The sequence below is a fragment of the Paraburkholderia sp. Clong3 genome (genome assembly GCF_050436485.1).
In the GTDB taxonomy this organism is placed as follows: domain Bacteria; phylum Pseudomonadota; class Gammaproteobacteria; order Burkholderiales; family Burkholderiaceae; genus Paraburkholderia; species Paraburkholderia tuberum.
In genome coordinates this window covers 623,787-641,832 of record NZ_JBNDMH010000002.1, presented here as the reverse complement: position 1 = coordinate 641,832, position 18,046 = coordinate 623,787, and the positions used below count along the sequence as shown (strand labels likewise).

Sequence of the window (18,046 nt, the reverse complement as noted above, 5' to 3'; positions counted from 1 at the left end):
AAAGACAAGACGCAACGAGCGCTCAAATGCGTCGAATCAGGCCTGCAATGGCCTGTTTTATCGTTGATTTGCGCCCTGTTTCACGCTTTCGACATCCGCACGCACGGCTTGCGCGACTGTCCGACCGGCGCTCAGGCGATCAGCAGATCCTCGCGCCAGACGATTTTCACGCACGCTTCGCGCTCCGGAGATGCGTCGCGCACGGTCCCGCGATTCACGCCGATCAGCGGCACGAACAGCAGTTCATCGCCAACGTAAAGCAATGGCACGTCGCGCTTCCATGCGGGAATGCCGCGCTCCTGAAACAGGTTCTTCAGCGTGCGGCTGGGCGTGTTCGGCACACCGACGCGCATGCGTTCTCCGCCGCGGCGCGCCCGCACGCTTAGAGAGGCTCGTTGCAGGACGCTGACGGGAACGATGTCGCATGCTTCGTTACGTGGCGCTGCGTGCGCTGCGTCGGCTACGTCGGAAGCAGCGGCTGCATCCACAGCGGCTGCATCCACCATCGCGAACACGAACGTGCCGCGCCATTGCGGCAAATGCCAGATCTCTTGCCCTTGCCACGCGAGTTCACTGATCTCGCGCTCGACGAGCGCGGTTTCGTCGGCGGGTTCGCTGCTATCGCCGGCTTCCCAGTAGACGAGGCCGCGATAGCTGCGCAACGCATGCCCCGCATGATCGATGCGGAGCCGATGTCCGTCCTGCCCCGCAGCCACTTCGCGCAACTGCCGCAGTGCATCCGCGACACGCGCGCTCGATGCCGCGACGAAGCCGAGCGTACGCATCCAGTAGCGCAGCAGATTCAGCGCGCGATCGTCGTCGAGAGCGAGCAGCACGTCGTGCGCGAGGGCGCGTCCTTCATCGCGCGACGCGCTTTCCATGTCGGCGCGCGCGAGCGTGTCGAGCAATCGCTGCGCCGATGCCGAATGCGCGGCCGTGCGCGCGAGCGCATCGCGAAAGCCCGGGAAGTGCACCGCGAGCGCCGGCATCACCTGATGACGCAAGGCGTTGCGCGCATAACGCGTGTCCGCGTTCGATTCGTCGTCGATCCAGCGCAGCTTGCGCGCGCTCGCATAGTGTTCGAGCTGCGCGCGCAGCAGATGCAAAAGCGGCCGCACACGTGTCGTCGACGCACCTGTCGGCAGCGTGCCGGGCGCCATCGCCGCGAGACCCGCGAGCCCCGCGCCGCGCAGCAGTTGCAGCAGCACGGTCTCGGCCTGATCGTCCGCATGCTGCGCGAGCCATAGCGTGCCAATGCCGTGCGTTGCGCACATCGCGTCGAGCGCGCGATAACGCGCGTCGCGTGCCGCGGCCTCGATGCTCAGGCCCGGCGCGCGCGAAACATCCACGCGTCGCGCGTCGAATTCGACGCCACGTTCGCGCGCGAAAGCCTCGCAGTGCGCGAGCCACGTATCGGCATGTGGACTCAATCCATGATGCACGTGCAGCGCGATACAGCGCGACGCACCCGCGACGCGCACCGCCGCATCGAGGAGCACGCTCGAATCGACGCCGCCGCTGAATGCGACCGCAATGCGCGCGTTCGAATCGAGCCCGGACAGCGCGGCGCCGAGCGCCTCGATCACGAGGCGCTCGGCGGATGAGTCGGCGGTGGTGGTCACGTCGTTAGCGCGGAAAGCGCCGGTGGACGAAAGAGACAGGCCAACGCGCGGGCTTATGCGCCCGGCGTCGTTTCCTTGAATTTGCCGTACGCCATCAGCCGTTCGAAACGGCGTTCGCGCAGGTCGTTGGTGCTCATACCCTGGAACTGGCGCAGCGAATCGGCGAGCGCACGGCGCAGCATCGCCGCCATGCCCTTCGGATCGCGATGCGCGCCGCCGAGCGGCTCGTTGACGATCTTGTCGATCAGACCGAGCGCCTTCAGACGATGCGCGGTCAGGCCGAGCGCCTCCGCTGCTTCCGGTGCCTTGGCGGCGCTTTTCCACAGGATCGATGCGCAGCCTTCCGGCGAGATCACCGAGTAGGTCGAGAACTGCAACATCAGCACGCTGTCGCCCACCGCGATAGCGAGTGCGCCGCCCGAGCCGCCCTCGCCGATGATCGTCGCGATCAGCGGCGTCTTCAGCTCGGCCATCACGTACAGGTTGCGGCCGATCGCTTCGGACTGGCCCCGCTCTTCCGCGCCGATGCCCGGGTACGCGCCCGGCGTGTCGATGAACGTGAAGATCGGCAGGCCGAACTTCTCGGCGAGGCGCATCAGTCGCTCGGCCTTGCGATAGCCTTCCGGACGCGGCATGCCGAAGTTGCGTAGCGCGCGCTCCTTGGTGTCGCGGCCCTTCTGATGACCGATCACCATGCACGCCTGGCCGTTGAACCGCGCGAGACCGCCGACGATCGACAGATCGTCCGCGAAGTTGCGGTCGCCATGCAGTTCATGGAAATCGGTAAACAGCTCGCTCACGTAGTCGAACGTGTACGGACGCTGCGGATGACGTGCGATTTGCGAAACCTGCCACGGTGTGAGGTTCGCATACAGATCTTTGGTGAGCTGCTGGCTCTTCTTGGACAGCCGCTCGATCTCTTCCGAAATATCGACGGCCGAGTCGTCCTGCACGAAGCGCAATTCTTCGATCTTCGCTTCGAGTTCAGCGATCGGCTGTTCGAAATCCAGAAACGTGGTCTTCATTGGTTGTAATCCTTGGACTTACCGGGCAGCGCGTATTCTAACCGCGTGCGCCGATGTCAAAACCATTTCTCAACTATCGATATCATATACGCGATAGTCTTTGAAACGGCTTCGTTTCCTGTTCTTCTTTAGTAGTCGACCGGTAACGGATCGAGACTACGCCACATGTACCAGGTCGCCACCGTGCGCCACGGCTCCCAGTTCGCGGCAACCTCGCGCGCTTCGCTGCGCGTGACGGGTTCGCCGCTGAAATAGTTGACGCTGATCGCGCGGATCAGGCCGAGGTCGTCGAGCGGTAGCACATCGGGACGCGACAGGTTGAAAATCAGGAACATCTCCGCGGTCCAGCGGCCGATGCCGCGAATCTGCGTGAGTTCGGCGATCACCGCCTCGTCGTCCATCGACGTCCACTTGCCGACGTGCAACGCGCCCGACACGAAATGCCTCGCGAGATCGAGCACGTATTCGGCCTTGCGTTTCGACAAACCGCACGCGGTCAGCTTCTCGAGACCGAGCTTGATGAACTGCTGCGGCACGAGCTTCGGACACGCGACTTCGACCCTCGCCCACACGGCCTGCGCCGACGCGACCGAGATCTGCTGGCCGACCACCGAGCGCGCAAGCGTGACGAAAGGATCGCCACGACTCAGCAAATGCACGGGGCCGAACTTCGGAATCAGCTTCTTCAAAATGCGATCGCGCTTGACGAGATCCGCGCACGCCTTGTCCCAATACGCGGGACGCGTGACTTCAGGCGCGAGACCGCCGATCTGCACCGGCACCGCGACTTCGTTCCCGAGCGATGCGACACCGGCCGCTTCGCCGCCCGCGCTGGCCGTGCTCGCCGAGGTGGCCGATACGCGCGTCTTGCGCACGACTTCGCCCGCGTTCGTGTCGCGCGCGAGTTCCTGCACGTCGCCGGCGAGCTCGGCCGCGAGTTTGGCCGGCAACGCACCGTTGCCCTTCGCACGCGACGCCGTTTTCGCGCGTTTCGCAGGCGCGTGCGCAGCTTCAGTGGCCGCGCCATTGAGCGAGCGTTTGGCTGCGCTCTTCTTTGCCGCGGTCGAGTCGGCTTTCGCCGCCGCCCCGCCCGCCTTCGAGGGCGCTTTGTCTACCGCGCCGCCGCCCGCACGAGTCGACTGAGCTGCGGCAGCCGATGCTGCGGCAGCCGACGCTGCGGCAGCCGATGCCGCGGCTGCCGCACTGGTTTGAGACGCCGCGCGTTTAGCCGGCGTCTTCGTGGCCGTTGCCATCCTGCCTCCTGCCTGGCGAGTCGTTCAGAGGGAAGTACGAGGTGCGCTCACACGCGCCGCCACTCGGTCAACCCGCCGGGTTTGTCTTCAAGGGCAACGCCGGCATCGAGCAATTCGGCCCGGATCCGGTCTGCTGCCGCATAGTCCTTTGCCTGCTTGGCGGCGATGCGCGCGGCGATCTTCGCTTCGATCGCGACGGGCTCGAGCGCGCCTTCGGCTGCAGCACCCGCTGCCTGCTGCAGGTATGCACGCGGTTCGCGTCCGAGCAGCCCGAGCACCGCGCCAAGCGCGCGCAATTGACGGGCCAGCGCGGGGTCGCGCGTGCGGTTCACTTCGGTGGCCAGCTCGAACAGCACCGACACGGCCACCGGCGTGTTGAAGTCGTCGTTCATTGCCGCCTGGAAACGCTGCGCGTGCGCTTCGTTCCAGTCGAGCACGGCCCTATCGGGCGTCACGTCTTTCAACGCCGTGTACAAACGCGCGAGTGCATTGCGCGCGTCGTCGATATGTACGTCGCTGTAGTTCAACGGCGAGCGGTAATGCGCGCGCGCGATGAAGAAACGCACCACCTCTGCATCGTACTGCGCGAGCACTTCGCGAATCGTAAAAAAATTGTTCAACGACTTCGACATCTTCTCATTGTCGATCTGTACGTAGCCGTTGTGCATCCAGTAATTGACGAATGTTTGTCCGGTCGCGGCCTCACTTTGCGCGATCTCGTTTTCGTGGTGCGGAAACTGCAGATCCTGGCCGCCACCGTGAATGTCGAACTGTTCACCGAGCAGCGTGCAGCCCATCGCCGAGCACTCGATGTGCCAGCCGGGACGACCGCGCCCGTACTTCGAATCCCAGCCGCTGTCGGCCGGTTCCTCGGGCTTCGCCTGCTTCCACAGCACGAAGTCGAGCGGGTCCTGTTTCGCGTCGTTGGCCGCGACGCGTTCGCCAGCGCGCAGGTCTTCGAGCGACTTGCCCGACAGCTTGCCGTAGCCTGCGAATTTGCGTACCGCGTAGTTGACGTCGCCGTCGCTCGCCTGGTAGGCGTAGCCGTTTTTCTCGAGCGTCTCGATCATGCCGAGCATCTGCGGAATGAAGTCGGTCGCGCGCGGCTCGATGTCCGGACGCTCGATGCCGAGCGCGTCCGCGTCTTCATGCAGCGCGGCGATGAAGCGATCGGTCAGCGATTTGATGGTTTCACCGTTCTCGACTGCACGCTTGATGATCTTGTCGTCGATATCGGTAATGTTGCGCACGTAAGTCACGTTGTAGCCAAGCGCACGCAACCAGCGCTGCACGATGTCGAACACGACCATCACCCGCGCATGACCGACGTGACAATAGTCGTACACGGTCATCCCGCAGACGTACATCCGCACGACACCTTCGCGCAGCGGCACGAAAGTCTGTTTGTCACGCGCGAGCGTGTTGTAAATGCGCAGAGATTCCATAGAGAGCGGTGCGTGGGCCGAAAGAAGTCCGCATTGTGCTTCATGCGCGCCGCGACCCGCGAAACGAACAGGATAACGGGTGCATCGCATACAGCTGAAACCGGCGCACCACGTGCGGCGATCAGGCTGCAGACGAGGCTGCGAACCGGGCGGAGACGGCCACGAGTGGCGAAAAGACAGTCGGCGGTTCGACGGAACGCGCAGACCTTTTGTTAGAATGGCTCGGAGTATAACATCCAGACCTGAGCCTATGAAACACTCCAGCGGCCGCGCGCACAGCGCTGCGACCCTCGCCGCGACTGCGTTTGGCAACGTTGTCGGTGGCGTTACTTTCGAAGCGGCGCGTGCCCTCGCGTGGCGCGTCACCGTCGTTGCCGCACTTGCCGCGGTGCCGGTCGCGAGCGCTTATGCGCAGAAGACCGCGGTGATGCCGCAAGGCCCCGCCGTGCGTGACAATACGCCGGAAATCGACGCGTCGATTGCGCAGAAAAACTGGCAAGCCGCGCTGACCCAACTCGATGCGCGCGTCGCCGCGAATCCGCGCGACGCACAAGCGAAGTTCAAACGCGCAAACGTGCTCGTGCATCTGAATCGCGACGACGAAGCGATCACAGCGTTCACCGAACTCACGCAGCTGTATCCCGAGTTGCCCGAGCCGTACAACAACCTCGCCACACTCTTCGCGAGACAAGGCCGTCTGACCGAAGCGCGCGCGGCGCTCGAGATGGCCACCCAGGTCAATCCGAACTACGGCCTCGCGTTCGAGAACCTCGGTGACCTCTATCTGCGCCTCGCCGATGCCGCGTACCGTCGCGCGGAGAGCCTCGGCAAGGCGAGCCCGAGGACCGCGCAGCGTCTCGCGGATATCCAGAAGGTCGTGTCGCCGGCAACGCCCGCTGCCGCGGCGTCGCAGCCCGCCGCCGAGCAGACGACCGTGCCCGCCGCGCACCCCACGTCGAACATCACGGACAGCCCGAGCTTCCAGTTCGGCGGCCCGAATGGCTCGCTCGCCATGCCGCCGTACATGGCGCCGTCGCGCTGAGCGCCGGGCTCGGTGCCTGCCGCAAGTTTTCTCCAACCCCGAGGACTTTCATGAAATGGTTGATGTTGGCGCTCGGCAGCGCCGCCCTGATCGCAAACGCACCCGCCTTTGCGCAGTCCGGTTCGCAGGCCGCTCATCCTTCCGTGCTGCTGAAGACGTCGGAGGGTGACATCCGCGTCGAGCTGTATCCCGAGAAAGCGCCAAAGACGGTCGCCAATTTCCTCGACTACGTGAAAGCCGGCCAATATAGCGGCACGATCTTCCATCGCGTGATTCCGGGCTTCATGATCCAGGGCGGCGGCTATACGCAGAGCTTCGTCGAGAAGCCGACGCGCGCGCCGATTCCGCTCGAGAGCCGCACCGGTCTGAAGAACACCGCTGGCACGATCGCGATGGCGCGCACCAGCGACCCGAATTCGGCCACCGCGCAGTTCTTCATCAACACGGTGGACAATGCCAATCTCGACTACCCGAATCCGGACGGCAACGGCTACGCGGTATTCGGCAAGGTCACGAGCGGCATGGACGTCGTGAAACGCATCGAAGCCACGCCCACCACCACGCGCGGCCCGATGAGCGATGTGCCGCAGAAGCCGGTCGTGATCCAGTCGGCGACGGTGGTGAGCAAGTAAAAACGAACGGGCAAGCAAACCCGCGCGGCCGAAGCCCGGCCCCAACCAACGCCCCGGCGCGGCCGGTCGTCAGCACATGACGACGCGCCGCGCCTTTTATCCACCTGTTCATCAAAGGATTCCATCATGGTTGAACTGCATACGAACCACGGCCTCATCAAACTCGAGCTGAATGCCGAAAAGGCGCCGAAGTCGGTCGAGAACTTCCTGAACTACGTGAAGGCCGGCCACTACGACAACACGGTGTTTCACCGCGTGATCGACGGCTTCATGATCCAGGGCGGCGGCTTCGAACCCGGCATGAAGCAGAAGCCGACGGCCGAGCCGATCACCAACGAGGCGAACAACGGTCTGAAGAACGAGAACGGCTCGATCGCGATGGCGCGTACCAACGACCCTCATTCGGCGACCGCGCAATTCTTCATCAACGTGAACGACAACGACTTCCTGAACCACTCGTCGCCGACGCCGCAAGGCTGGGGCTATGCGGTGTTCGGCAAGGTCGTCGAAGGCATGGACGTGGTCGAGAAGATCAAGAAGGTCAAGACCGGTTCGAAGGGCTTCCATCAGGACGTGCCGGTCGATGATGTCGTGATCGAAAAAGCTGTCGTCGTCGGCTAAACCGTGAGTGAGTCGCGCCTCATGCGGGCGTCGACTCCTTTGAACTGAAATCAGGCACCTTCAATGCTGCAAGAGACGCCGCTGCGAAGCGTCGCCGCGGGCGTACCAGGCGAGGGCCAACGCCCGCACGCCGCGCGCCCTTTTTTCTTCCTCTCCGATCTGCATCTGAGCGAGGCGGTTCCGCGCACGGTCGCCGCGTTCGAGCATTTCATCCGCGTGAGCGCGGAAGCGGCCGACTCGGTGTTCATCCTCGGCGACCTGTTCGAGTACTGGGTCGGCGACGACATGCTGAGCGAGCCGTTCGTCGCCCATATTGCGGCGCTGCTGCACACGCTGTCCGAGCGCGGCATCGCGCTTTACATCATGCACGGCAACCGCGACTTTCTGCTGGGCAAGCGCTTCATGAAAGCGGCCGGCGCGATCTGGCTGCCCGATCCGTTCGTGATTACCGCGTTCGGCACGCGCATTGCGCTCGCCCATGGCGATGGTCTGTGCACCGCGGATCGCGGCTATCAGTTGTTCAGGTGTTTCGCGCGCAATCGACTCGCGCAGATTCTGTTTCTCGCGTGGCCGTTTCGTTGGCGTCGCAAGCTCGCCGAGAACATGCGCTCGAAGAGCGAGCATGGCCGCACGCGGCCGATGCCGATCAAGTATGACGTGACCCCGCAAGGTGTCGCCGCGCTGTTCAGGAAATCGAAGACCGCGACGATCATTCATGGGCATACCCATCTGCCCGCGCGGCATCGCGAGCCGGGCGGCACGCGCTGGGTTCTGCCCGACTGGGATCTCGATCACGGCGAGCGCCGGGGCGGCTATCTGAAGATCGATGCCGACGGGATTCGAGCGTTGCCGCTGGATTGACCTCGTGGATACGGCGTGCGCTTCGCGCTGCCGAGGCGCCGATACCTAGCGCTCCCCCGCCAGCCCCTCCACCTTCCCCGCGATCGCCGCCGATAGCCGCCGCAAATCGAGCAACGCCGCATCCGCGCCTTGCAGACCTTCGAGGCTCGTGCCGAGCCGCTCGAGCGCATCGACGATTTCATCGATACGTCGCGCCTGAGTAGCCGCATGGTCGATCAGACCGTGAATCGCGAGCGAAACCGGATCGTCCGCGTTGGGCGTGATGCCGTATGCGCAAAACGCGCTGATTTCGCTGCCGCGCTTCGCGTCACGCGCGGCGTTGTTCGCATTCGGGTTCGCACCGTTCGCACCGTTCGCACCGTTCGCAGCCGCCGCGGCCGGCACGATGATCCGCGCCGGATTGCCGAGCGCCGTGCCACGCGCCGGCACCGGCTTCGTCACGACCGCGTTCGATCCGATCTTCGCGTCCGCGCCGACGGTGAAGCCGCCGAGCACCTTCGCGCCCGCACCGACGATCACACCACGCTCGAGCGTCGGATGCCGCTTCGCGCCGCGCGTGAGCGACGTGCCACCGAGCGTCACACCCTGGTAGATCGTGCAGTCGTCGCCGATCTGCGCGGTCTCGCCGATCACGACGCCCATGCCGTGATCGATGAACACGCGCCGCCCGACGCTCGCGCCCGGATGAATCTCGATGCCGGTCATGAAGCGCGCCATCTGGGACACGAAACGCGCGAGCCAGCGGCGCTTCGCGCGCCAGCACGCGTGAGCGATCCGATGCAGCACGAGCGCGTGCAGCCCCGGATAACACGTGAGCACTTCCCATGCGCTGCGGGCGGCGGGATCGCGCTCGCGGATCGTGGCGATATCTTCGCGAAGTCTCGTGAACATGGCAGGGACTGTATTGTTGGGGGAAAACCGTCTGCGTGAGCGAATCCGCGCGGTTTGCGCATGCGCGGGACTCTGCGTTTCGCGCCATAGCTAACGGCATCGCTTAGCACGGCGGCAGCTTTGCTTCTAACGTTTCGTGGATTGTAGGGCGATTGCGCGAAACCTGCCGGAAGTCCCCGTCACCTGCAAGGTTGTCGTCAGACGAAGGCGGCGCATCAGGTGCGCCGTCACGGGCTGGTCAACGAACCGTCAGCCGGTCCGTCTGGTCTTGAGCAGGATGTGCTTGGCGATGCCGCGCACGATGTTGACCTCCTCGCGCTCGAGGCCCGAGCGCGCGAAGAGCCGCCGCAGCCGTGACATCAGCTTCTTCGGATTGGCCGGATCGAGAAACTCGAGCGCGACCAGTGCGCTTTCCAGATGCGCGAACATGCTCTCGATCTCGTCGCTGGCCGCCATCTGCGCGCGTGGAGCGGCGGATTCGGCCGGCGCCGCGTGCGCTCCCGCGGTGGGTGCGCCGTCGCTCGCTTCGTCGGCGCCGAGGTACGCGGTGCGTAGCTCGTAGGCGAGCACCTGCACCGCCTGCGCGAGATTGAGCGAGCTATAGGCCGGATTGGCCGGAATATGCGCGATCGCGCTGCATCGCTCCACGTCCTCGTTCGACAGGCCCGTGCGCTCGTTGCCGAACACCAGCGCGATCTCGCCGTGCATCGCCTCTGCGTGCGCGGCGGCGGCAGCCGCGCGCGGCGTCCATTGCGGCGGACCGTATTCGCGCAGCCGCGCGGTCAGCGCAATCGACCAGTGCACGCCAGTCAGTGCATCGGCGAGCGACGGCACCACGTGCACGGAGGCGAGTACGTCATCGGCGCCGCTCGCCATCGCGATCGCTTCGGGGTCGTTCTGCACGTTCGGCACGCGCGGCGACACGAGCACGAGCCGCGAAAAGCCCATGGTTTTCAGCGCGCGCGCCGCGGCGCCGACATTGCCCGGATGGCTGGGCTCGACCAGCACGAAACGCGTCGACGTGAAGCCGCCGCGCAAATCGGCCACGGTGGGGTCGGAGGAATGGTGGGTGTGATCCACGATGAAACTCGGCTGGCTAGGACTCAAGACGCGTATGGTAGCGCCAACGGGCACCTATGCCGAATCAGACGCACGCGCGAGCCACGCGCGCGGACGAGGGCGTAGCATCGGGCCGGCACCGGCGGGCGCCTGTGCGGTACATCAGCCGCACGTGAGCGAGCATGCGCGAGGGCGCCCGGACTCAGGTAAAATACCGCTTTTCGCGTCCGGCGCCGACGTTTGCTGAAGCTTGCGTCGAACCGGTCGCACCGTTCTTATTCAATTCGTCTCCGTCGACGGAATGCTCTCCGGTTTGATAGCCGGTCGGCCGTTCCGTGCTGTTTTTGCGTCGTTGCGGCGCCCGTCAGCGCAGTTTCGCGCTTATTTACCGGCCGGCAGCCGTGCTGCCCCGGCACAAGGATCAGTTTATGCATCCCATGCTCAATATCGCTGTGAAGGCCGCGCGCCGCGCAGCTCAGATCATCAACCGCGCATCGCTCGATCTCGACCTGATTCAGGTCAGCAAAAAGCAGCACAACGATTTCGTCACGGAGGTCGACAAAGCGTCCGAAGCGGCGATCATCGAAACGCTGAAGACCGCCTATCCCCATCACGCCATCCTCGCCGAAGAGTCGGGCAAGTCGGACCACGATTCCGAATACCAGTGGATCATCGATCCGCTCGACGGCACCACCAACTTCATCCACGGCTTCCCCTACTACTGCGTGTCGATCGCGCTCGCGCACAAGGGCGTCGTCACGCAGGCCGTCGTCTACGATCCGACCCGCAACGATCTGTTCACCGCATCGCGCGGCCGTGGCGCGTTTCTCAACGATCGCCGCATCCGCGTCGCCAAGCGTGACCGCCTGGCCGACTGCCTGATCGGCACCGGCTTTCCGTTCCGCGCGCAGGACAGCCTCGAATCGTACGGCCGTCAGTTCGCCGAGATGACCGAAGCCTGCGCCGGCCTGCGCCGTCCGGGCGCCGCCGCGCTCGATCTGGCCAACGTCGCGGCCGGCCACATGGACGGCTTCTTCGAGCAGGGCCTGAACGCATGGGACGTCGCGGCGGGCAGCCTGCTGATCACCGAAGCCGGCGGCCTGGTCGGCAACTACACCGGTGATTCGGAGTTCCTGCACGTCGGCGAAGTCGTCGCGGGCAACCCGAAGGTCTACGCGCAGATGATTCCGATCCTGTCGCGCTACAGCCGCACGCGCCAGCAGTCGGCGTAAGGTGCGCCGCCGCGGCCGGTCCGCGGCAACGCATAACGGTTGCAGAGAAAAGCGGCTTCGGCCGCTTTTCTGTTGGCGGCGCTCCAGTGTGCGGAGCGTCGTGCTAAAAAGCGGGAAGTTATTCGGGGCGGTACTCCGGCGGGACCGTTCCCTGCTCCATGCCGCTTTGACCCTGCCCGACTTTCGCCCCGGGCGCAGCCTCCAATCTGCCCCATGAAAAAAGGCTTCCATACGATCATCGCGGCACAGTTCATTTCGTCGCTGGCCGACAATGCGCTGTTGATCGCCGCCATCGCCCTGCTTTCCGTGATGCGCTCGGCCGCGTGGGTTACGCCGCTGCTGCAGATTTTTTTCACGATCTCGTACGTGCTGCTCGCGCCGTTCGTCGGCGCGTTCGCCGATTCGATGCAGAAGCGCCACGTGATGTTCATCTCCAACGCGCTGAAAGCGAGCGGCTGCCTGATGATGATTCTGGGCGTTCATCCGATGATCGCCTACGGCGTGGTCGGCTTCGGCGCAGCCGCGTATTCGCCCGCCAAGTACGGCATCCTCACCGAGCTGCTGCCCGCCGGAAAGCTCGTGCAGGCGAACGCGTGGCTCGAATCGGCGACGGTGCTGTCGACGATCGCCGGCACGATGCTCGGCGGTGCGCTGATCAGCACCGTCTTCGAGCATTTCGTCACGCGTGCGCATATGCCGCTGATCCGCTCGGCCGCCGATCTCGCGATGGGCGCGGTCATGCTCACCTACGCGATCGCCGCCGCGATCAACATCTTCATTCCGGACACTGGCGCGCGCTATCCGAACCGGCTGACCGAGCCGAATAAGCTGGTCGGCGATTTCCATCACTGCTTCCGGGTGCTGTGGGCCGACAAGCTCGCGCAGATCGCGCTGTGGGTGACCACGCTGATGTGGGGCGCCGCCGTGACGATGCAGCTGCTGGTGCTCAAATGGGCGAACGTGAACCTCGGGCTGTCGTTGTCGAAGGCGGCGGTGATGCAAGGCGTGACCGGCTTCGGCATCGCGATCGGCGCGGCGGGCGCGGCCGCGCTGATTCCATTGCGCCACTCGCTGAAGGTGTTGCCGGTCGGCGTGCTGACGGGCGCGGTGGCGATCGCGATGGCCTTCTACAACAAGGACCTGTTCCCGGCGGGCGCGGGCCTGCGCTTCGGCACGCACGTCGCGCCCTACTACATTCTGCTGGCCTATCCGCTGATGATCGTGCTCGGTGCGTTGTCGGGCTTTTTCATCGTGCCGATGAATGCGATCCTGCAGCATCGCGGCGCGACGCTGCTGTCGGCCGGTCACTCGATCGCCGTGCAGAATTTCAACCAGAACCTCGCGGTGCTGCTGATGCTCGGCGTGTACGCGCTGCTGCTCACGGCGAAGATGCCCGCGCAGTGGATCATCGTCGTGTTCGGCACCTTCATCACGCTGCTGATGTGGCTCGCGAAACGCCGCAGCGCGGCGAACGAACGCAGGGTGGACATGCGGGCGATGATCGAGGAATGAATGCACCACGGTGCTCCAGCAATGACAGCGCGAGGCTCGGCTCGACGGCCGTAACCCGCCGCGACGGCGTGCAACCCCCGCTTTGATCGAATAGGTCATGCTGACATTCAGCTCTTGTGTTGGGCATCGTCCGTTCGGCCAGGGTCCGCTCGCCGCGCCGGCGGGTTAAACTCACGCCCTGAGCATCTACCGCAAGAAGACACGAAGGATGGGTATTCAAACCGCAGCGGCCAACGACGTCGCACAACACACGCCGATGATGCAGCAGTACCTGCGCATCAAGGCGGAGCATCCGGGCACGCTGGTGTTCTACCGGATGGGCGACTTCTACGAACTCTTTTTCGACGACGCCGAAAAAGCCGCGCGCCTGCTCGACCTGACGCTCACGCAGCGCGGCGCGTCGGCGGGCAATCCGATCAAGATGGCCGGCGTGCCGCATCACGCTGTCGAACAGTATCTGGCCAAGCTCGTGAAGCTCGGCGAATCGGTCGCGATCTGCGAACAGATCGGCGACCCGGCCACCTCGAAAGGCCCGGTCGAGCGCAAGGTCATGCGCGTGGTTACGCCTGGCACGCTGACCGACGCCGCGCTGCTGTCCGACAAGAGCGACGTCTATCTGCTCGCGCTGGGCGTCGCGCACAATCGCCGCGGTGTCGCCACGAGCGTCGGTCTCGCGTGGCTCAATCTCGCGAGCGGCGCGCTGCGCCTCGCCGAAGTCGCGCCCGATCAGGTCGCCGCCGCGCTGGAGCGCATCCGTCCCGCGGAAATTCTGGTCGCCGACGCCACCGCCGATTCGACCAGCTGGACACCGCCTGTCAACGCCAGCGCGCTCAAGCGTGTACCGGCCTGGCACTTCGATATCACCTCGGGCACGAAGCGCCTGTGCGACCAGCTCGAAGTCGCGAGCCTCGACGGCTTCGGCGCGCATTCGCTCGGCTGCGCGTGCGGCGCGGCCGGCGCGTTGCTGCTGTATGCGGCGTCCACGCAGGGCCAGCAACTGCGCCATGTGCGCAGCCTGAAGGTCGAATACGAATCCGAATACATCGGCCTCGATCCGGCCACGCGCCGCAACCTCGAACTCACGGAGACACTGCGCGGCACCGAATCGCCGACGCTGTGCTCGCTGCTCGACACCTGCTGCACGACGATGGGCAGCCGCCTGCTGCGGCACTGGCTGCATCATCCGCCGCGCGATTCGGCGGTGGCTCAGGCGCGTCAGCAGGCGATCGGCGCGTTGCTCGATGCGCCGCAGGGCGCCGACCTCGAGACATTGCGCAGCGCATTGCGGCAGATTTCGGACATCGAACGGATCACCGGACGTCTCGCGCTGCTGTCGGCGCGGCCGCGCGATCTGTCGAGCCTGCGCGATACCTTCATCGCGCTACCTGCATTGCGCGCGCAGCTCGCGGCGGTGGCCTCGAACGCGGATTCGCTCGCGCGCATCGACGCGGCGCTCGAACCGCCGCACGCGTGCGCCGATTTGCTGAAGCTCGCGGTCGCGCAAGAGCCGGCCGCGATGGTGCGCGACGGCGGCGTCATCGCGCGTGGTTATGACGCCGAGCTCGACGAACTGCGCGATATTTCGGAGAACTGTGGACAGTTCCTGATCGATCTCGAAACACGCGAACGCGCGCGCACCGGCATCAGCAATCTGCGCGTCGAGTACAACAAGGTGCACGGCTTCTATATCGAAGTCACGCGCGGCCAGACCGACAAGGTGCCGGACGACTATCGCCGTCGGCAAACGCTGAAGAATGCCGAGCGCTATATCACGCCCGAGCTGAAGACCTTCGAGGACAAAGCGCTGTCCGCGCAGGAACGCGCGCTCGCGCGCGAACGCGCACTGTACGACGCGTTGCTGCAATCGTTGCTGCCGTTCATTCCCGACTGTCAGCGCGTTGCGCTCGCGCTCGCCGAACTCGATCTGCTGGCCGCGCTCGGCGAACGCGCTCGCGCGCTCGACTGGGTTGCGCCGACGTTCTCGGCGAACGCGGGTATCGACATCGAGCAGGGTCGTCATCCAGTGGTCGAGGCGCAGGTCGAGCAGTTCATCGCCAACGATTGCTCACTCGCGACCGAGCGCAAGCTGCTGTTGATCACCGGTCCCAACATGGGCGGTAAGTCGACTTTCATGCGCCAGACCGCGCTGATCGCGCTGCTCGCTTACGTGGGCAGCTATGTACCGGCGCGGCGCGCGGCCTTCGGACCGATCGACCGCATCTTCACGCGCATCGGCGCGGCCGACGACCTCGCCGGCGGCCGCTCGACCTTCATGGTGGAGATGACCGAAGCCGCCGCGATCCTCAACGACGCGACACCGCAAAGCCTCGTGCTGATGGACGAGATCGGCCGCGGCACGTCGACGTTCGACGGCCTCGCGCTCGCGTGGGCGATCGCGCGCCACCTGCTCGCCCACAACGGCTGCTACACGCTGTTCGCGACGCACTATTTCGAGCTGACGCAACTACCCGCGGAGTTTCCGCACGCGGCCAACGTGCATCTGTCGGCAGTCGAGCACGGGCACGGCATCGTGTTCCTCCACGCGGTCAACGAAGGGCCCGCCAATCAGAGCTACGGTCTGCAGGTCGCGCAACTCGCCGGCGTGCCGAACGCGGTGATCCGCGCGGCACGCAAGCATCTCGCGCATCTGGAGCAGCAATCGGCCGCGCAGCCCGCGCCGCAACTCGATCTGTTCGCGACGCAGCCTGCCATGCTCGCCGAAGATGCGGACGACGACCACGAGGCGGCGAGCGACGCAACCCCTGCGTCGCCCGCGATGCAGACACTCGTCGAGCGTCTGCGCGGCATCGATCCGAACGATCTGCGGCCGCGCGAAGCGCTCGATCTGCTGTACGAACTGCATGAACTGGCCGTCGCGCCGGATGCGGACCACTGACACGCCGGGACACCCGCCGCCGCGCCCGCGCGGGCTTCGCGCGGCGCTGCGCCACGTGCTCGCACCGGCAGGCGGCATCGTCGTGCTCGTGGCAGTGTGCGCATGGACCGCGCCGGCGCACGCCGAGGCCTCGCGCTTCGCGTTCGCGGTGATTTCCGGCACGATGCACAGCCCCGCCGACGAAGCCGCCACGCAACGGCTGCTCGAGGCGATCGGCCGCGAGCGCGACGTGCGCTTCATCGTCTACGACGGCAATCTGAAGGGGCCAAAGGAAGTTTGCCGCGACGCGCTATTCGAGCGCCGCCACGCGCTGCTCGACAGCTCGCGCACTGCCCTCTTCTTTATCCCCGGCCAGCATGACTGGGTCGATTGCGGCACGGCGGAAGGCGGCGGCTTCGATCCGGTCGAGCGGCTCGACCAGTTGCGGCAAACGCTGTTCGCCGATCCAACGTCGATGGGGCAGAACCCGATCGCGTTGACGCGCGAGAGCGAGGTGTCGCGCTTCCGCCCGTTCCGTGAAAACGTGCGCTGGGTGGTCAACGAAACAACGAACGACAAAGCGAACGACAAAGCTGGCGACATCGTCTTCATCGGTCTGAACGCGCCGGGTCCGAACAACCACTACCTGAGCGCGGGCGGCCGCAACGGCGAGTTCGAAGATCGCGTGATCGCCAACGCATTCTGGCTCGAGCACGCGGCCGAATACGCGAAGCGCCGCGACGCGCGCGCGATCGTCGTGTTCATTCAGGGCGACTTCGACCCGGAGCGCTACGAGCGACCCGAACGGTTCGCCTGGCTGCACTTCGCACATAGCTCGCGCCGCGACGGCTTTCTGGAATTCAAGCGCAGTCTGGTCAAGCTCGCGCAGATTTTCCCCGGACCCGTGGTCGTCATTCATGCAGACGACGACCGGCCGGCCGGCGGTTTCGTCATCGATCAGCCGCTACGCAACGACAAGGGGACGGTCGTGACGAACCTCACGCGCATTGCGCTCGCGCCGCATGATCGTCTCAACCAATGGATTCAGATAGAAGCGGATTTCGGCAGGAAGCCGCCGTTCAGAGTCAGCGTGCGCGACGTGCCGAAGCAGATGCCGCTGCCCACCACGCCGCCGGTCTTGCCGCCCGCATCGCCGCGCGACGAATCCGGCGCGTCGATGCCGATTGCGCCGGAGATGCCGAATGTGGAAGGTTTCGGGCCGGCGTCGGAATTGCCGCCCGTATTGCAGACGCCTGGAGAGTCGCAGGAGCAGCAGCCGCGCATCCCGTCCGACCAGGGCGGCAGCGACTATGGGCCCGCTATCTCGATGCCGCCGGGGTCGATACTGCCAGCCTCGCCTGCGTTGCCCGCATCGGTGCCGTCTGCCCCCGCGACGACACCGCGCATGCCCGCAAGCTCAGTGCAGGGTCGGTTTTGATCTGTCTTCTTCGTCCTCGTCTTCATCGTCGTCGAGAACTTCGAGGCCGTCCGCGCCATGCGCGTGCTCGTGCTGGATTTCGTCTTCAGTAGCCGGACGCACGTCTCTGACGGTCAACGCGAAACGCAGCGCCATGCCGGCGAGCGGATGATTGCCGTCGAGCACGACCTTGTCTTCCGCGACGTCGGTCACCACGTACACCAGCGCATCGATTTCCTCGTCGCCATCTTCGGGGGTGCCTTCGAATTGCATGCCGACTTCGAGCGGTTCCGGGAAGCGATCGCGCGGCTCGATCTTCACAAGCTCGGGATCGTATTCGCCGAACGCGTCTTGCGGCTCGAGCTGGATCTGGGTCTCGAAGCCAGCCTCGTGGCCGTCGAGCTCTTCCTCGATCTTGGGGAACGTGCCATCATAGCCGCCGTGAAGATAGACCATCGGCTCTTCGCTTTCCTCGATCAGATTGCCCTGCGCATCCGACAGCTTGTAGGCGACCGACACGACGGTGTTCTTTGCGATTTTCATTCGATTCTCCAAAATA

Annotated in this window: 15 protein-coding genes; 8 read left to right on the top strand and 7 right to left on the bottom strand. The window is 65.1% G+C overall.

From position 1 onward, the window contains the following. Positions 1 to 131 precede the first annotated feature (131 nt). From tilS to cysS, 4 genes are all read right to left on the bottom strand, one after another. A complete protein-coding gene (gene tilS / locus OKW30_RS07295; protein WP_429346387.1) occupies positions 132 to 1,622 on the bottom strand; it encodes a tRNA lysidine(34) synthetase TilS in 1,491 nt (496 codons plus the stop codon). A 53-nt stretch (positions 1,623 to 1,675) separates the two neighbouring features. Then, a complete protein-coding gene (locus OKW30_RS07290) occupies positions 1,676 to 2,647 on the bottom strand; it encodes an acetyl-CoA carboxylase carboxyltransferase subunit alpha (RefSeq protein ID WP_090800690.1) in 972 nt (323 codons plus the stop codon). Between the two features lie 128 nt (positions 2,648 to 2,775). Then, the gene (locus OKW30_RS07285) at positions 2,776 to 3,900 is read right to left on the bottom strand and encodes a DNA-3-methyladenine glycosylase family protein (RefSeq protein WP_429346386.1); all 1,125 of its coding nucleotides are present in this window, start codon (positions 3,898 to 3,900) and stop codon (positions 2,776 to 2,778) included. A 47-nt stretch (positions 3,901 to 3,947) separates the two neighbouring features. After that, a complete protein-coding gene (gene cysS, locus OKW30_RS07280) occupies positions 3,948 to 5,345 on the bottom strand; it encodes a cysteine--tRNA ligase (protein ID WP_429346385.1) in 1,398 nt (465 codons plus the stop codon). Between the two features lie 250 nt (positions 5,346 to 5,595). Between cysS and OKW30_RS07275 the strand changes: the two genes are divergently transcribed. The 4 genes from OKW30_RS07275 (at position 5,596) to OKW30_RS07260 (ending at position 8,501) form a co-directional block, all read left to right on the top strand. Continuing rightward, positions 5,596 to 6,387 carry a tetratricopeptide repeat protein gene (locus tag OKW30_RS07275; RefSeq protein ID WP_184057269.1) on the top strand — a complete coding sequence of 264 codons (792 nt, stop codon included), beginning with the start codon at positions 5,596 to 5,598 and terminating at the stop codon, positions 6,385 to 6,387. A gap of 50 nt (positions 6,388 to 6,437) precedes the next feature. After that, positions 6,438 to 7,019: a peptidylprolyl isomerase gene (locus OKW30_RS07270; protein WP_184022474.1), complete on the top strand. Its 582-nt coding sequence runs from the start codon at positions 6,438 to 6,440 to the stop codon at positions 7,017 to 7,019. A gap of 126 nt (positions 7,020 to 7,145) precedes the next feature. Next, entirely contained in the window at positions 7,146 to 7,640 is a 495-nt protein-coding gene (locus OKW30_RS07265; RefSeq protein WP_090800697.1) for a peptidylprolyl isomerase, read from the top strand. A 63-nt stretch (positions 7,641 to 7,703) separates the two neighbouring features. Next, on the top strand, positions 7,704 to 8,501 hold the full coding sequence (locus tag OKW30_RS07260; protein ID WP_429346384.1) for a UDP-2,3-diacylglucosamine diphosphatase: 798 nt from the start codon (positions 7,704 to 7,706) through the stop codon (positions 8,499 to 8,501). A gap of 45 nt (positions 8,502 to 8,546) precedes the next feature. On the opposite strand, the gene cysE is transcribed toward OKW30_RS07260, so the two are convergent. Then, positions 8,547 to 9,392 (bottom strand): serine O-acetyltransferase, encoded by an 846-nt coding sequence (cysE, locus tag OKW30_RS07255; protein WP_429346383.1) that lies wholly within the window; start codon positions 9,390 to 9,392, stop codon positions 8,547 to 8,549. A 249-nt stretch (positions 9,393 to 9,641) separates the two neighbouring features. Next, the gene (locus OKW30_RS07250) at positions 9,642 to 10,472 is read right to left on the bottom strand and encodes an RNA methyltransferase (RefSeq protein ID WP_184067673.1); all 831 of its coding nucleotides are present in this window, start codon (positions 10,470 to 10,472) and stop codon (positions 9,642 to 9,644) included. 407 nt (positions 10,473 to 10,879) lie between these two features. On the opposite strand from OKW30_RS07250, the gene OKW30_RS07245 reads away from it, so the two are divergent. From OKW30_RS07245 to OKW30_RS07230, 4 genes are all read left to right on the top strand, one after another. Then, positions 10,880 to 11,683, top strand: a complete 804-nt coding sequence (locus OKW30_RS07245) for an inositol monophosphatase family protein (protein WP_429346382.1) — start codon at positions 10,880 to 10,882, stop codon at positions 11,681 to 11,683. Between the two features lie 213 nt (positions 11,684 to 11,896). Continuing rightward, a complete protein-coding gene (gene lplT, locus OKW30_RS07240; protein ID WP_429346381.1) occupies positions 11,897 to 13,195 on the top strand; it encodes a lysophospholipid transporter LplT in 1,299 nt (432 codons plus the stop codon). Between the two features lie 208 nt (positions 13,196 to 13,403). After that, positions 13,404 to 16,091, top strand: a complete 2,688-nt coding sequence (gene mutS / locus OKW30_RS07235) for a DNA mismatch repair protein MutS (RefSeq protein WP_187626686.1) — start codon at positions 13,404 to 13,406, stop codon at positions 16,089 to 16,091. Next, on the top strand, positions 16,057 to 17,508 hold the full coding sequence (locus OKW30_RS07230) for a hypothetical protein (RefSeq protein WP_429346380.1): 1,452 nt from the start codon (positions 16,057 to 16,059) through the stop codon (positions 17,506 to 17,508). Before mutS ends, OKW30_RS07230 begins: the two co-directional genes overlap by 35 nt. On the opposite strand, the gene OKW30_RS07225 is transcribed toward OKW30_RS07230, so the two are convergent. Next, the gene (locus OKW30_RS07225; protein ID WP_429346379.1) at positions 17,488 to 18,030 is read right to left on the bottom strand and encodes an FKBP-type peptidyl-prolyl cis-trans isomerase; all 543 of its coding nucleotides are present in this window, start codon (positions 18,028 to 18,030) and stop codon (positions 17,488 to 17,490) included. The genes OKW30_RS07230 and OKW30_RS07225 overlap by 21 nt on opposite strands. Between the last annotated feature and the right edge of the window lie 16 nt (positions 18,031 to 18,046).

Excerpts from the sequence above, each read along its gene's own strand:
- OKW30_RS07290 (WP_090800690.1), bottom strand. The coding sequence starts at position 2,647 with ATGAAGACCACGTTTCTGGATTTCGAACAGCCGATCGCTGAACTCGAA.
- OKW30_RS07285 (WP_429346386.1), bottom strand. The coding sequence starts at position 3,900 with ATGGCAACGGCCACGAAGACGCCGGCTAAACGCGCGGCGTCTCAAACC.
- cysS (WP_429346385.1), bottom strand. The coding sequence starts at position 5,345 with ATGGAATCTCTGCGCATTTACAACACGCTCGCGCGTGACAAACAGACT.
- OKW30_RS07275 (WP_184057269.1), top strand. The coding sequence starts at position 5,596 with ATGAAACACTCCAGCGGCCGCGCGCACAGCGCTGCGACCCTCGCCGCG.
- OKW30_RS07270 (WP_184022474.1), top strand. The coding sequence starts at position 6,438 with ATGAAATGGTTGATGTTGGCGCTCGGCAGCGCCGCCCTGATCGCAAAC.
- OKW30_RS07265 (WP_090800697.1), top strand. The coding sequence starts at position 7,146 with ATGGTTGAACTGCATACGAACCACGGCCTCATCAAACTCGAGCTGAAT.
- OKW30_RS07260 (WP_429346384.1), top strand. The coding sequence starts at position 7,704 with ATGCTGCAAGAGACGCCGCTGCGAAGCGTCGCCGCGGGCGTACCAGGC.
- cysE (WP_429346383.1), bottom strand. The coding sequence starts at position 9,392 with ATGTTCACGAGACTTCGCGAAGATATCGCCACGATCCGCGAGCGCGAT.
- OKW30_RS07245 (WP_429346382.1), top strand. The coding sequence starts at position 10,880 with ATGCATCCCATGCTCAATATCGCTGTGAAGGCCGCGCGCCGCGCAGCT.
- lplT (WP_429346381.1), top strand. The coding sequence starts at position 11,897 with ATGAAAAAAGGCTTCCATACGATCATCGCGGCACAGTTCATTTCGTCG.
- mutS (WP_187626686.1), top strand. The coding sequence starts at position 13,404 with ATGGGTATTCAAACCGCAGCGGCCAACGACGTCGCACAACACACGCCG.
- OKW30_RS07230 (WP_429346380.1), top strand. The coding sequence starts at position 16,057 with ATGAACTGGCCGTCGCGCCGGATGCGGACCACTGACACGCCGGGACAC.
- OKW30_RS07225 (WP_429346379.1), bottom strand. The coding sequence starts at position 18,030 with ATGAAAATCGCAAAGAACACCGTCGTGTCGGTCGCCTACAAGCTGTCG.